The sequence below is a fragment of the Nitrospina gracilis Nb-211 genome (assembly GCF_021845525.1).
Taxonomy (GTDB): Bacteria; Nitrospinota; Nitrospinia; order Nitrospinales; family Nitrospinaceae; genus Nitrospina; species Nitrospina gracilis_A.
On sequence record NZ_JAKJKD010000001.1, the window covers coordinates 1770889 to 1784383 of the forward strand.

At 55.6% G+C, this 13495-nt stretch carries 13 protein-coding genes; 9 read left to right on the plus strand and 4 right to left on the minus strand.

What is annotated here, in order from left to right:
• Window positions 1-27: 27 nt before the first annotated feature.
• The 7 genes from lptB (at window position 28) to nfi (ending at window position 7056) form a co-directional block, all read left to right on the plus strand.
• Complete coding sequence (lptB, locus tag J2S31_RS08390) at window positions 28-750, plus strand: LPS export ABC transporter ATP-binding protein (protein WP_371831650.1); 723 nt, start codon at window positions 28-30, stop codon at window positions 748-750.
• Window positions 751-777: 27 nt separating this feature from the next.
• On the plus strand, window positions 778-2238 hold the full coding sequence (gene rpoN / locus J2S31_RS08395) for an RNA polymerase factor sigma-54 (RefSeq protein ID WP_237098637.1): 1461 nt from the start codon (window positions 778-780) through the stop codon (window positions 2236-2238).
• Window positions 2239-2328: 90 nt separating this feature from the next.
• Complete coding sequence (gene hpf / locus J2S31_RS08400) at window positions 2329-2658, plus strand: ribosome hibernation-promoting factor, HPF/YfiA family (protein ID WP_237098638.1); 330 nt, start codon at window positions 2329-2331, stop codon at window positions 2656-2658.
• 39 nt (window positions 2659-2697) lie between these two features.
• Window positions 2698-3162 carry a PTS sugar transporter subunit IIA gene (locus tag J2S31_RS08405; protein ID WP_237098639.1) on the plus strand — a complete coding sequence of 155 codons (465 nt, stop codon included), beginning with the start codon at window positions 2698-2700 and terminating at the stop codon, window positions 3160-3162.
• Between the two features lie 31 nt (window positions 3163-3193).
• Window positions 3194-4966 carry a phosphoenolpyruvate--protein phosphotransferase gene (gene ptsP, locus J2S31_RS08410; RefSeq protein ID WP_237098640.1) on the plus strand — a complete coding sequence of 591 codons (1773 nt, stop codon included), beginning with the start codon at window positions 3194-3196 and terminating at the stop codon, window positions 4964-4966.
• A 91-nt stretch (window positions 4967-5057) separates the two neighbouring features.
• Complete coding sequence (gene metK, locus J2S31_RS08415; protein WP_272908679.1) at window positions 5058-6218, plus strand: methionine adenosyltransferase; 1161 nt, start codon at window positions 5058-5060, stop codon at window positions 6216-6218.
• Between the two features lie 133 nt (window positions 6219-6351).
• Window positions 6352-7056, plus strand: coding sequence for a deoxyribonuclease V (nfi, locus tag J2S31_RS08420; RefSeq protein ID WP_237098641.1), 705 nt, complete (start codon window positions 6352-6354; stop codon window positions 7054-7056).
• Here the strand turns inward: nfi and J2S31_RS08425 are convergent.
• Window positions 7029-7775, minus strand: a complete 747-nt coding sequence (locus J2S31_RS08425) for a class I SAM-dependent methyltransferase (protein ID WP_237098642.1) — start codon at window positions 7773-7775, stop codon at window positions 7029-7031. The two genes, nfi and J2S31_RS08425, sit on opposite strands and share 28 nt — an antisense overlap.
• A gap of 75 nt (window positions 7776-7850) precedes the next feature.
• On the opposite strand from J2S31_RS08425, the gene J2S31_RS08430 reads away from it, so the two are divergent.
• Window positions 7851-8279, plus strand: a complete 429-nt coding sequence (locus J2S31_RS08430; RefSeq protein WP_237098643.1) for a hypothetical protein — start codon at window positions 7851-7853, stop codon at window positions 8277-8279.
• 28 nt (window positions 8280-8307) lie between these two features.
• On the opposite strand, the gene J2S31_RS08435 is transcribed toward J2S31_RS08430, so the two are convergent.
• The 3 genes from J2S31_RS08435 to ispG are packed head-to-tail and all read right to left on the minus strand — an operon-like array spanning window position 8308 to window position 11348.
• Complete coding sequence (locus J2S31_RS08435; RefSeq protein ID WP_237098644.1) at window positions 8308-8724, minus strand: Rieske (2Fe-2S) protein; 417 nt, start codon at window positions 8722-8724, stop codon at window positions 8308-8310.
• A 47-nt stretch (window positions 8725-8771) separates the two neighbouring features.
• Window positions 8772-10160, minus strand: a complete 1389-nt coding sequence (tig, locus tag J2S31_RS08440) for a trigger factor (protein ID WP_237098645.1) — start codon at window positions 10158-10160, stop codon at window positions 8772-8774.
• 24 nt (window positions 10161-10184) lie between these two features.
• Entirely contained in the window at window positions 10185-11348 is a 1164-nt protein-coding gene (ispG, locus tag J2S31_RS08445) for a (E)-4-hydroxy-3-methylbut-2-enyl-diphosphate synthase (RefSeq protein WP_237098646.1), read from the minus strand.
• A 253-nt stretch (window positions 11349-11601) separates the two neighbouring features.
• Between ispG and J2S31_RS08450 the strand changes: the two genes are divergently transcribed.
• Complete coding sequence (locus tag J2S31_RS08450) at window positions 11602-13443, plus strand: extracellular solute-binding protein (RefSeq protein ID WP_237098647.1); 1842 nt, start codon at window positions 11602-11604, stop codon at window positions 13441-13443.
• Window positions 13444-13495: the final 52 nt, after the last annotated feature.

Here is a 13495-nt window from a genome sequence, read left to right on the forward strand (position 1 = left end):
ACACAGACGCCCCCAAGACGGACCGCCATTAAAACGCTCAGCGCGGTAAATCTGGTCAAGGCCTATCGCAAACGGCAGGTCGTCAACGAAATCAGCATCGAACTCAGGCAGGGAGAGATCGTCGGCCTCCTCGGTCCCAATGGAGCGGGAAAGACCACCACGTTTTACATGGTGGTGGGGTTGACGAGGCCGGACCGCGGCAAGGTTTTGCTGGATAAGGAGGACCTCACCGCCCAACCCATGTTTGTCCGGGCGAAACGGGGTATCAGCTACCTCCCGCAGGAACCCTCCATATTCCGCAAACTCACGGTGGAACAAAACCTCCTTGCCGTACTCGAGTCAATGAACCTGCCGGCGCGGGAACGCCAGCGCAAGGCGGAAGCGTTGCTGAAGGAGTTCAACATCCTGCACATCCGCAACGCCATGGCGTATTCCCTGTCCGGCGGTGAGAGGCGGCGTGTGGAAATCAGCCGCGCCCTGGCCACCTCGCCCGTGTTCATACTGCTCGACGAACCGTTTGCCGGCATCGACCCGATCGCCGTGGCGGATATTCAATTGATCGTGGAGAAGCTCAAGCAACGCGGCATCGGCGTGCTGATCACCGATCACAACGTGCGCGAGACACTCAGCATCACCGACCGCGCCTATATCATCAGTGAAGGCAAGATCATCGCCTCCGGGCCGCCGCAGAAGGTGGCCCAGGACCAGAAGGTGAAAGAGGTATATCTGGGCGAAAAATTCACCTTTTAACATTCAGGACCGGTAGCGCTTATGGCCATGGAAATGAAATTGAATCTGAAGATGGCCCAGAAGCTGGTGATGACCCCCATGCTTCAGCAGGCCATCAAGCTGTTGCCGCTCGCCCGCCTGGAACTCGCCCAACTGGTCCGGCAGGAACTGGTGGACAACCCGATCCTGGAAGAAATCATCGAAGAAGAGTCCTTCCTCGAAGGGGACGAGAATGACCCCGAATCCAGCCCGGAGGAGAATCTCCTCGACTCCCTGGGTGAGACCCCCACCGACGGCGACAAGAAAGACGAAAACGATCCCATCGAGCAGGAAGTGGACTGGGAGAGTTTCCTCCAGGACAACTACGAATACGGCCCCAGCCCGACGGCCGAGGCGGCGCCGGAACGCCCTTCCATCGAAGCCACTTACAAGAAAGAACCCTCCCTCACCGATCACCTGCACTGGCAGTTGAGCCTGACGGTGGACAGCGATGAGGACAAGTTCATCGGCTCCTGCATCATCGGCAATATTCAAAGCGATGGATACTGCACGGCGGAGCTTTCGGAGCTGGCGGAGATCAGCAACAGCACGCTGGAGGATGTGGAGCGCATCCTGAAAATCATCCAGACCTTCGAGCCGGTGGGCGTCTGCGCCCGCAATTTGAAAGAATGCCTGATGATCCAGGCCCAGGCCTTGCCGGAACGTTCGAAAACTCTGGAAACCCTTATCGACAAATACCTCGAAAAAATCGACGAGCGTTATTACCAGAAAATCGCCAACGAACTGAAACTGCCGGTGGAGGAGATCATCGAAGCGGTGCAGGTTCTCCGCGCTTTCGATCCCAAGCCCGGGTACAACTTCAGCTCCGAGGGCACGGATTACGTCATTCCGGATCTGGTGGTGGTCAAAAACGAAAACGGCGAGTACGACGTGGCGCTCAATGACGAAGGCATTCCGCGCCTCACCATCAGCCCCTATTACCAGACGCTCCTGCAAAGCTCCAAGGAAAGTCAGACCAAGGAGTATCTGGAGAACAAATACCGCTCCGCCATGTGGCTGATCAAGAGCATCGACCAGAGACGGCAAACCATTTACAAAGTCGGCAAAAGCATCGTCAAACTGCAACGGGAATTTCTGGACGAAGGCCTGGCGCATCTGCGCCCCATGGTGTTACGAGATGTGGCGCAGGACATCGAGATGCACGAATCCACGGTGAGCCGCATCACCACCAATAAATACATCGACACCCCCCAAGGCATTTTCGAGCTCAAGTTTTTCTTCCACAGCGGCATCAAATCCTACACCGGCGACAATAACCTGTCCTCCATCCGGGTCAAAACCATGATCAAGGAGATCGTACAGGGCGAGGATGAGAAAAAGCCTTATACGGACGACGAGATGGTTGAAATTTTGATGAAGAAAAACGCCAAGATTGCCCGCAGGACAGTGACCAAGTACCGGAAAGAATTGAACATACCTCCGGCCAGCAAACGAAAAAAATTCTATTGAAGGCCCCCGCCCTGCTTGATATTTTGAGGAGTTGAGGCTACATTCTTAAACTTTTATCCACCTTCGGTCCATTTGCAGGAGACTCCATCCATGAAACTCACGGTTTCGGGACGCCAGTTGAAAATCACGCAGGCAATAGAAGACCACTTGCAGCAGAAGCTGAACAAGGTCTTGAGGAACATTGACGACTCTGCCGACGTTCACGTTGCGCTGGCCGTAGAAAAGCACCGTCATTTTGCGGAAATCACTTTGAAGGAAAAAGGCATCACTGCCCACAGCGAAGCAGAAACCGATGATCTGTACCAGGCAATGGATCAGGCGATTGAAAAAATAGAAAAGCAAGTGAGCAAGCACTGGGAAAAAATCAAAAGCAAAAAATTGAAGAAGAGTCAGGAAGAAAAAGACAAACAGTTGGAATAAACCTCCCCCCTGACCCGAGCACCGGACTCTGACATTCTCATGAAAATCAGCGAAATCATTAAAGAAGATTACGTCATACCCAACGTGTCTGCTTCCGACAAACAGGGGGTGCTGGCGGAGTTGGTTGAGTTTTTGAATAAAAAGGGCGTGGTGGAGAACTGTGACCACCTCAACCGGGCCCTGTTGGAACGCGAAAAGCTGGGGAGTACCGGCATTGGAGAAAATGTCGCCCTGCCCCATGCCAAAGTCGCAAACCTGGATCAGATCGTGGCCGTCTTCGCCCGGTCGGTGCATGGGATCGATTTCGAGTCGCTGGACCAGAAACCGGTGCATTTCATTTGCCTGCTTCTGGCTCCCGAATCCTCGACAGGCCTGCATCTGAAAGCGCTGGCCAGGATTGCCCGGCTTTTCAAAGTCGAATCCCTGCGCGAAGCCATTTTAAAAGCGCATGACGCGGCGGAAATTTATTCCCTGATCGAAGAGGAAGACGCAAAGTTTATATGATAGAAAGGCCCTCAACCCCATTACAGAATCTATGAGCAAATATTCCGGCATCCCGGTTTCAAACGGAGTGTCCATCGGAAAAGCATATCTGCTGGACCGCTCCAAGGTCTGTGTGGTCAAGCGCAGTCTGGCCGAAAAGGAAATCCCGGCGGAAATCGTTCGCCTGCGTGAAGCCATCCAGATGTCCAAGGACCAGCTCCGCGACATCAAGCAACGGGCCAGTTCGGTGGCGGAGAAATACGCCATCATCCTGGACACATACACTCTCCTGCTGGAAGACGATCTCCTCGTCAACGAAACCATCGACAACATCAAGCAGGATAAAATCAACGCCGAATGGGCGTTGAGCCGCACGCTCGACAAATTCACCAGCCTGTTCAACAACATCAACGACGATTACCTGAAGGGCAAACGCGACGATCTGGATCTCGTCGTCCACGGCATCATCAAAAACCTCATCGGTCATCATCAGGAAAGCCTGGTGGACATCGACGAACCCGTGGTCATCATCACCCACGCGCTGAGTCCCTCGGACACCATCATAATGAACAAGGCGTTCATCCTTGGGATGGCAACGGAGGTCGGCGGCAAGACGTCGCACGTTGGCATCTTCGCCTCGGCACTGGGAATCCCTGCCGTCGTCGGTGTCCCCGGCCTCACCCAGTATGTCAACTCCGGGGACATGGTCATCATCGACGGCCTCGATGGCGAAGTGATCATCAATCCCGATGAGGACACCCTCAGTCATTACAGGACGAAGCAGAAAAACTACCTGCGGTATGAAAGGAAACTGCTCGACAACATCACCCTGAAATCCGAGACGATGGACGGGCACACGGTGCAGTTGATGGGCAACATCGAATCCGCACACGAAGCCAAAGCGGTTCGCAAATACGGCGGTGAAGGCATCGGTCTGTACCGGACGGAATTCCTGTACCTCGGGGCAAACTCCCTGCCCACCGAAAACGACCTGTACGCCAATTTCAAAAGCGTCGTGCAGTCCATGGAACCCTATACCGTGGTCATACGCACGCTGGACATCGGCGCGGACAAACAACTGCAACAGCTCGATCACGAAACCGAAGCGAACCCGGCACTGGGCCTGCGTGGAATCCGCCTTTCCCTCAAAAAACCAGACATCTTTATCCGTCAATTGAAGGGGATCCTGAGAGCCAGCCTTTACGGGCGTGTAAAAATCCTATATCCTATGATCACAAGTATGGATGAGGTTCGGGAGGCCAACCATTGCCTCGAACAGGCAAAAAAGGAATTGAAACGCGCACAAATTCCTTTTGATGAAAAAATCCCCATAGGGGCAATGATTGAAACGCCTTCCGCCGCCCTCACGGTCGATTCGATCCTCAACGTTGTGGATTTTATCAGTATTGGCACCAACGATCTGATACAATACATCCTCGCTGTAGATCGGATAAATGAGAATGTGGCCCATCTGTATCAGCCCTACCATCCTTCGGTTCTTAAAATACTCCGACAGGTTTTTGAGACCGCTGCAGATAAAGGCAAGCATGTAGCCATTTGCGGAGAGATGGGGGGCGACCCCATGGCCACGTTCCTTCTACTTGGGTTGGGGACCGTTCATGAATTGAGCATGGAACCCCATTCCATACCCAAAGTAAAAAAAATTCTGAGGAAAGTCACGCTGGACGAAGCCCGCAAAATTGCGGACCATGCATTGAGTTTGTCCACTGCAGAGGAGGTCAACCAGTTTATCACCAACGAAATGCGTACCCGTTTCCCATCGGACTTCGACCGGGATCTCGCGTTTGGTGAAAAATCGGCTTGAGGCTCCCCCTCCCCATTTGCTGATTCCATCAGAATACCGGTACGCGAACGTTTTTTATTTTGATATGAACCATTGTCCATAAGGAATAAATATGAGCATAGGAAATTACCTGTTTACTTCCGAATCGGTGTCCGAGGGACACCCCGACAAAATCTCTGATCAGATTTCCGACGCCATTCTCGACGAATGTTTGAAGGCGGACCCGCTGTCCCGGGTCGCCTGCGAAACCATGGTGACCACCGGACTGGTGGTCATCGCCGGAGAAATCACCACCAATGCCCAGCTCGATTTCCAGGCCATCGCCCGGAAAACGATTGAGGAAATCGGTTACAACGATTCCGAAATGGGATTCGATTATAAATCCTGCGGCGTCCTCGTCACCGTGGACAAACAATCGCAGGATATCGCGGCCGGAGTGGATGATCATAAAAAAGAACAGGGCGCAGGCGACCAGGGCATGATGTTCGGCTTCGCCACCAATGAAACGCCGGAGTTGATGCCCTCACCGATTCTGTTCTCGCACAAGCTGGTTAAAAAAATGGCCGAGCTCCGTAAAAGCGGCAAACTGCCGTACCTGCGTCCGGACAGCAAATCGCAGGTCTCTGTCCGTTACGATGAGTGGAAACCGGTAGGAATAGAAACCATCGTCATCTCCACCCAGCACTCGCCGAAAGTCAGCAATAAAAAGATCAAGGAAGACCTGATCAAACACGTGATCAATCCCACTATTCCGGAAAAATTCCGCACCAAAAAAATGAAGATCCACATCAACCCGACCGGCCGCTTTGTCATCGGCGGCCCGCAGGGGGACTGTGGCTTGACCGGACGCAAGATCATCGTCGACACCTACGGCGGGTATTCCCGGCACGGCGGCGGCGCGTTCTCCGGCAAGGACCCGTCGAAGGTTGACCGCTCGGCGGCATACATGGCCCGCTACATCGCAAAGAACATCGTGGCCGCCAAGCTGGCGGAGCGTTGCGAGGTTCAGCTTGCTTATGCCATCGGCGTGGCCGAACCGGTATCGGTGTTCGTCGATGCCTTCGGTACCCAAAAGATCGACCTCAATCGCATCGAAAAACTCATCCGTGAGAATTTCGATCTGCGCCCGGCGGGCATCATCAAAACGCTGGACTTGAGAAAACCCCGTTTCCGGGCTTCCGCCGCGTACGGTCACTTCGGCCGCACCGAGAAGGAGTTCACCTGGGAAAAGACGGACAAGGCCGCGGCTCTCAAAAAAGCAGCCCGGCTGTAAACACGGAAAGCCCCGCCTTCCCGGCGGGGCTTTTTTTGTTCCCCAGCATCAAGTTCCCGCCATTGCCGTGGGCCGCGATTTTCAGAATGGCGGGAAATAAATGACGGTCTCACCGCTTAATCGAATCGCCCCCATGAAGATCCATTCCCTTCACCGATGGGACGTCACACCCAAAGAAGCCATTAACATCCAGAAGGACCTCGCCGCGCGGGTCAACACATCCTCCCCGTTGAAGCACCCTCCCCGTTTCATCGCCGGGGCCGACATCAGCCTGTCGCAGTCGCGTGGCCCGGCATACGCGGGTGTGGTGGTGCTGGATGCGGACACGCTGGAAGTCGTGGCGGAATACACGCAGAAAGGCATTATCGATTTTCCCTACGTGCCGGGCCTGTTGTCGTTTCGGGAAGCGCCGCTGTTGCTCCAGGTGTTCGAGCAGGTCGACCCGGCTCCGGACCTCATTATGCTCGACGGGCAGGGCATCGCCCATCCACGGGGATTAGGTCTGGCGTCGCATCTGGGATTGTTTCTGGATTGTCCGGCGGTGGGATGCGCCAAAAGCCGCCTGGTCGGCGAGCACCGGGAACCCGGGAAAAAGAAAGGATCGCACACGCCGCTTCAAGGGAAACAAGGGGAAACTCTCGGCGCGGCTTTGAGAACGCGGGAAGGATGCAAATCCATCTTCGTCTCGGCGGGACACAAAATCGATCTGGCTTCGGCCATCGAGTGGGTTCTGCGCGTCTCGCCACGCTACCGCATTCCGGAACCGACGCGGCTGGCGCACAATCTGGTCAACCGCGTGCGGAAAGAGGATCAGGGTTTGCGCGCCACCAGCAGGTAACCGGAGTCCGCGTACACCGGCTGAATCTCCTCCAACAAAAGGCCCGCCGATTCCACCTCCCGCCGAAACCCATCGCGGTCGTACGCGTGCCACACACCCGCTTCCAACTGATGTTGAATGTGGCGTAATCCGAGCAGAAGTGTCAGTGGATAGAATAAATAACGCTTCACACGGTGCTCGAACCCACGCAGGCTTTCCTTCTGCGAGCGCACACTGTGCTTGATGATGCGGTGGCCGTTATAGGTGTCGGACGGATTGGAGATAATGGCGCGTCCGCCGGGTTTCAAGACGCCCGCGATGCGCCGGTATACCTGCATCCGGTCCTCGGCGCTTGCCAGCGTGTACACGGAAAAATGTGCGACGACATAGTCGAAGGCCTGCGCTTTCAGCGGCCATTCGGCCAGCATGTCCGCCTGATACGTACGCACTTGGGGGTGGGACGGGAGGAACGACGCTTTCTGCCGCAACTGTTGCAGGCCGGAGGGCAGAATGTCGGTGCCGACGTATTTCAGCCCGCCATTCAGGTTGGCGTCGAGGTGCCGCACCAGAAGACCCGACCCGCACCCGAGGTCCAGCACGGTTGCCTCATTGGCAGGGGCTACCCTGGCCGCCGCGGCTTTCAACGAATCGTGATAGGCCTGCGGGCACAGCCCGTCATACAATCGGGTTTTGAATCCGAACTGCCAGTAGCCTCTAAACAGCGTTTCGAAAACTTTCATTCTGCAACTTGCCGGAAATTTAAGAACTCAATATAATAGTGCCTGCTGAAAGACCTGCTATACGGAGAACGCAACATGGCGAAAAAACCATTCATCAATAAATACGGGTTTGTCGAATACCCGTTTTTGCACGATCAACGAAAAGGCAAAAACTGGTGGTTCTTCAACCTGCTCGAAGACTACCTGAAACGCCGGTGCAAACACCGTCTGGGCAATGAATACACCAAAAACGACATGGAAGTCGATATGATGACCTTCCTGCACGAAACCAAACTCAAGTTTTTCGCGCTGGTTCCGGTGGGCATGGGCATGGAGTTCAAGCTGATCGGCAAGTACCGGTCGGAAGACCTGATGCACCTGGAAGACCCCGTCCCCTTCATCGGTGAGACCTACGGCGGCGGCAAGTTCAAGGTCAATATCTACCACGAGGGTACATTCGCGGGAACCGAAAACTACAAGACCCACGGCGACCCCAAATGGGTGGAAATCCCCGACGACGACTGATCGAACCGCACCTTTCCCCGCCTTTGCGTTACAGCGTTTCGTCCGGGTTGATCGGTTTCTGGATGGTGGGAATTTTGAACTTCAGGGCTTCGGGCACGGCGTTCTTTTCCTTGCCGACGGCCTTCTTTCCTTCTTCCGCATCGATGCCGATCCGCACCACGCCCTTGTGAACGCGTACCGGAAATACTTTCGTTTTCAATTCGGGGTTCTGCGGACAGCCGCCCGACTCCAGGCTGAATCGCCACTCGTGATTGGGACAGATGATGACGCCTTCCTCAATCCGTCCCTCCCCGAGAGGCGCCCCTTTGTGTGGGCACTTGTTCGATACCGCGAAGTACTTGCCCTTGTAATTGAACAGGGCGATCTCCTGATCCCGCACGGTGACAATGGCGGATTTGCCCGGAGGCAGGTCGCCGTCCTTCATGACTTTGATATAGAGTTTCATGACTGCCTTCTCAAGTTCCGTCCACCTTCATTCGGCGGGGCGGGCGGTCATTTCTTTTCTTCTTCCTGTTTACGCTCGGCGATGCGTTTGCGGGCTTCTTCCTCGCTCAGGTACTCGAATTCGCACTGCGAATAAATGAAGTTGAGTGCTTTCTGTCCCAACAGGCGGCTGGTGGTCTGATTCAGGTGCTCCTGGTTGGACATCAGGGTTTTGCGCACCTCTTCCATCGTCTTCCCTGTCTGCTCGGCCAGCCTTTGGTATTCGGCTTCCAGGTCCGACTGTTTGACGTTCAGCTTTTCCTGTTTAGCAATGCCGTCCAGAATCACGTAACCCTTGGTATTGTACACCGCACGTTCGCGCCATTCCTCCTTGGCCCGCTCCTCATCGAAGCCGGAATCCTCCAGGCTCATGCCCGACTGCTGAATCTGGAACTTCATGCCGTCGATCATGAAGCCGACTTCCTGATCCACCAGAGACGCCGGGGCTTCCACATCGTGTTCTTTAACCAGGTAATCGAAGATGTCCTGCTTGATATGCATTTCTTCCAGGTGTTCCTTTTGGGCCTGCAGACCGGTTTTGATCTTGCGCCGGAAGGACTCCACCGAATCTTCGCCCTGCGCCTGCACGAACTCATCCGTCAACTCCGGCAGGTTGAGTTTCCTGACCTGTTTGACATGCACCCGGAAGGTGGCCATGTCCGGCAGGTCCTCACCGTCTTTACCCGGAATCGGCATGCTGATGCGGCGCATCTTTTTGTTCCAGTCCACCGGCAGTTGCACTTTCACATCAAAAGGATCACCCTTTTTATGGCCGACGAGCTGTTCCTCGAAGCCCGCAATCATTTTCTTCTGTCCGACGCGCACCTCATAGCCCTTCGCCGTCCCCCCTTCCAGCAACTCGCCATTATGCGTGCCTTCAAAATCCATGCTCACAAAGTCGCCGTACTGGATTTCGTAGTCGTCGGGCATGATCTCCATCGTACCGAACGGCTCCAACTGCTTGCGGATCTCGGTATCGACTTCCGCGTCGGTGACCTTGAACTCGGTGCGTGGGAACTTGAGGCCCTTGTAGTTTTTGAATTTCAGTTGGGGTTTGACGTCCAGTGTCACGCTGAACGTGAACGGCTTGTCGCGGTCGATGGCTTCGATGTCGGAGTGGTCGATTTCCGGCGGCCCGGCGGGAATGATGCCGGACTCGGTGAGCGCCTTGTTGTAATACTCCTGCATCAGGTCCTGCCACATCTGCGTCATCGCCTGCAGGGGCACCTGCTTTTCCAGGATTTTCTGCGGGATTTTTCCGGGCCGGAACCCGGGCATGCGGATCTGCCTGTTCAGTTCGCGGTACGCGCCGTCGATCTTCTGCGACACGATGTTCTGCGGCACTTTGATCTTGATCTTGCGGCGAAGGCCTTCCAGTTCTTCCAGTTGGTAATCCATAATGCGTCTCTAGTTCCTCCGGCCTTACGGAATGCTTGGTTCCTTCGCGCCGTAACGGTCTTCAATCAGTTTGTCCAACTCCTCTTTCAGCTTGCCCAGGATTTCATCGTAGCCGAAGGCACCCACGGTCTCTGTTTTCTTCTTCAGGTTCACATGCGCCGGGCCGCACCACAGGCCGAGGTCGGCGTCGTCGGTTTCCCCCGGCCCATTCACGCGGCACCCCATCACGGCGATGGTGATCTTGTACTTCTCCGCGTATTCGGTCATGCGGCGCACGTCCTGCGCCAGTTCCACGAACTTGCCGTTCTCCACCCGCGAACAACTCGGGCAGGCAATGATGTTGAGTCCTTCCAGAAAGTTCTCCGGCACCGACCGGAACCGGCCATTATCAATGTCATCCAGGATGGAGCGACCGACGTCGATCTCCTGCCCTTTGTCGTCGTCCGGCACGGTGAGGGAGACGCGGATGGTGTCGCCGATGCCCGCCGGGATCAACTGCTCAAATGCAATGCGCGTTTTGATGATGCCCTCCGGCGGCATGCCCGCTTCCGTCACCCCAAGATGCAGGGGCACGTCGGGGCGCAGCTCGGCGAAGCGTCGGTTGCCTTCGATCACTTTACTGCTGTCGGAATCCTTGAGTGACACGCAGTAGTTTTCAAACCCCAACTCATCCATCATGGCGCAATGGTCCACCGCCGAGCGCACCATGGCCTCGATGCTGTCATCGGGATAACGCGCCTTGTAATCGGGATCGACAGAGCCGCAGTTGACGCCGATGCGGATGGCGAGGTCGTGCTCGCGTGCGGCGTTGACGATGAATTCGACTTTCTCGCGGATGGTTTTGTCCTTGTCGAGATGCCACAGGTGGCCGGGGTTGTACCGGATCTTATTGACATACGGGGCGACGATGGGGGCCAGCCGGTAGTTTTCCTGCAGGTCCACGGAAAAAATCGCCTTCGATCCCTGGCGCAGGATTTTCAGCGCCTCGACATCTTCCTTGCTGTCCACGGCGATGCGGATGATGTCCGCACCCGCTTTTTCGAGGATTTCGATCTGCCGCGCCGTCGCTTTCAGGTCCTGCGTGCGGGTGGCGGTCATGCTCTGTACGGCAATCGGGGAGTCGCCGCCCAAGGTCAAAGTGCCGACTTTGATTTTACGGGTGGTTCGGGGTTTTATGTTTGCACTCACTGAGTGGATTCGCTTTCATTAGAATGGGTTAGACAGGTAAATTCCAACCAAGATAGCAAAAACGGCCCGGCTTCTCAACGAATTCCTTCCCGGGAAACCGCGGTGAATCCGGCCTTCCGAACGGGCCTCTTGGCAACGCTTCCGTTATCCATTATAGTGAATCACCATGAGTCCAGACCAGCCCAATCCGCCCCTTGCCCGCACGAAAAATCCCATAGTCCGGTGGCGTGAGTTTACCGGATTTGTATTGTTTTTGGCCGCCCTGCTGGTTTTCCCCGGCGGGGTTCTGGCTGAGGCCCTGCACGGACTGTCGCTGTATGGCCCGGAGGGATTGAAATATAAGGCCAATGAGCCTTACGACTACGCCCGCATCGATGCTCCCAAGGGCGGCCACCTGATTTTGAGCGACGAGGGGGCCTTCACCAAGCTGAATCCGGCCTCGCTGAAGGGCGTTCCCGCTCCGGGCGTCAATCTCGTATTCCAGACTCCTATGGACGCGTCCAATGACGACGATGAGCCATTCTCCCAGTACGGGAGCCTGGTGGAGAAAGTCGAACTGGCGGATGACCGCATGTCGATGATCTACCATATCCACAAAAACGCCACCTTTTCCGACGGCCACCCGGTGACGGCGGACGATTTCGTGTTTTCCTTCGAACTCATCAAAGACCCGCAATACCATCCCTTCTACAAGCAGTATTTCCATGACATCGAAAAAGTGGAAAAGCTGGACCGCCACCGGGTGAAGTATACCTTCGCCATCTTCAACCAGGAACTGCCGCTCATCACCGGGCAGATGTTGATCTTCCCCAAACACATTTACGGCAAACCGGGTAAGAAATTCGGCGAGGATTTCGACGAAATCGCCGTGGGGAGCGGCCCCTATGTGGTCGAGAAATACGAGTACGGCAAATTCATCACCTTCAAGCGCAATCCCAACTGGTGGGCCAAAGACCTGCCGAAGAACCGCGGCCGTTACAATTTCGACCGCATCACCTGGAAAATTTATCTCGATCCGGTCGCCATGCGCGAGGCGTTCAAGGGCGGCGAGTTCGACGCCCACCTGGTTGCTAGCTCACGCGACTGGGCGCTGGACTACCAGGGCGACTTCGTGAAAAAAGGATATTATCTGCGCGAGATGGTGCCGCACAAGCGGGTGGCGGGCATGCAGGGGTTCGTCATGAACATGCGTAATGACGTTTTTAAATCGCGCCGCGTGCGCGCCGCCGTTGCCATGGTGTACGACTTCGACTGGGCCAACAAAAACCTGTTCTACGGTCAGTACACGCGGAACGACTGCTACTTCGACAACAATCCGGAGATGAAAGCCGACGGGCTGCCCAAAGGACAGGTGCTGGAGTTGTTGCTGAAGCTGAGAAAAAAACACGGCGCACAGCACGTGCCCAAAACCGTGTTCACCAAACCCGTCGGCGCACCGGGACAGGGAGTTCCGTTTGAGAAAAACGTGGCGCTCGCCAATAAACTGCTGAATGCAGAAGGTTGGAAGCTGGGATCGGGCGGCGTGCGCATGAAAAACGGCAAATCCCTCAGCTGGACCCTGTACCTCGCCAGCCCGGCATTCCAGCGCATCGTCGAGCCGTACAAGAACAACCTGAAAAAAATCGGCGCCGATATGACGGTCAAGGTGGTGCAGGTGGCGCAGTACGAGGAAATCCTGCGCGACTTCAAGTTCGACATGGTCGTCATGGGCTACCCGCAGAGCCGCTCGCCGGGCAACGAACAGCGGACCATGTGGAGCAGCGAGGCGGCGGACATCCCCGGCACGCGCAATTTCGCGGGCATCAAAAACCCCGCCCTCGACGAGTTGATCGACCTCATTGTCGAAGCCAAAACCCGCAAGGAGCTGGTGGACCACGTGCAGGCACTCGACCGCATCCTGACCCACCAGTTTTACCTGGTCCACCACTGGTACATCGGCGCCGACCGCTTTGTGTACTGGAACAAATACTCCCGCCCGGAGAAAAATCCTTCGCAGGCGTCCATCCTGAACAACATGATCGAATGGTGGTGGTGGGATGAGTCCAAAGTTGAAAAGCTGAAAGCCGCGCGCGAGGCAGGCACACCGGTCAACTGACTCCCCACTTCATTTAACACCGCCCATCAAAAACCGCCCCGTTCCGCGTTGT

Excerpts from the sequence above, each read along its gene's own strand:
- rpoN (WP_237098637.1), top strand. The coding sequence starts at position 778 with ATGGAAATGAAATTGAATCTGAAGATGGCCCAGAAGCTGGTGATGACC.
- hpf (WP_237098638.1), top strand. The coding sequence starts at position 2,329 with ATGAAACTCACGGTTTCGGGACGCCAGTTGAAAATCACGCAGGCAATA.
- J2S31_RS08405 (WP_237098639.1), top strand. The coding sequence starts at position 2,698 with ATGAAAATCAGCGAAATCATTAAAGAAGATTACGTCATACCCAACGTG.
- ptsP (WP_237098640.1), top strand. The coding sequence starts at position 3,194 with ATGAGCAAATATTCCGGCATCCCGGTTTCAAACGGAGTGTCCATCGGA.
- metK (WP_272908679.1), top strand. The coding sequence starts at position 5,058 with ATGAGCATAGGAAATTACCTGTTTACTTCCGAATCGGTGTCCGAGGGA.
- nfi (WP_237098641.1), top strand. The coding sequence starts at position 6,352 with ATGAAGATCCATTCCCTTCACCGATGGGACGTCACACCCAAAGAAGCC.
- J2S31_RS08425 (WP_237098642.1), bottom strand. The coding sequence starts at position 7,775 with ATGAAAGTTTTCGAAACGCTGTTTAGAGGCTACTGGCAGTTCGGATTC.
- J2S31_RS08430 (WP_237098643.1), top strand. The coding sequence starts at position 7,851 with ATGGCGAAAAAACCATTCATCAATAAATACGGGTTTGTCGAATACCCG.
- J2S31_RS08435 (WP_237098644.1), bottom strand. The coding sequence starts at position 8,724 with ATGAAACTCTATATCAAAGTCATGAAGGACGGCGACCTGCCTCCGGGC.
- tig (WP_237098645.1), bottom strand. The coding sequence starts at position 10,160 with ATGGATTACCAACTGGAAGAACTGGAAGGCCTTCGCCGCAAGATCAAG.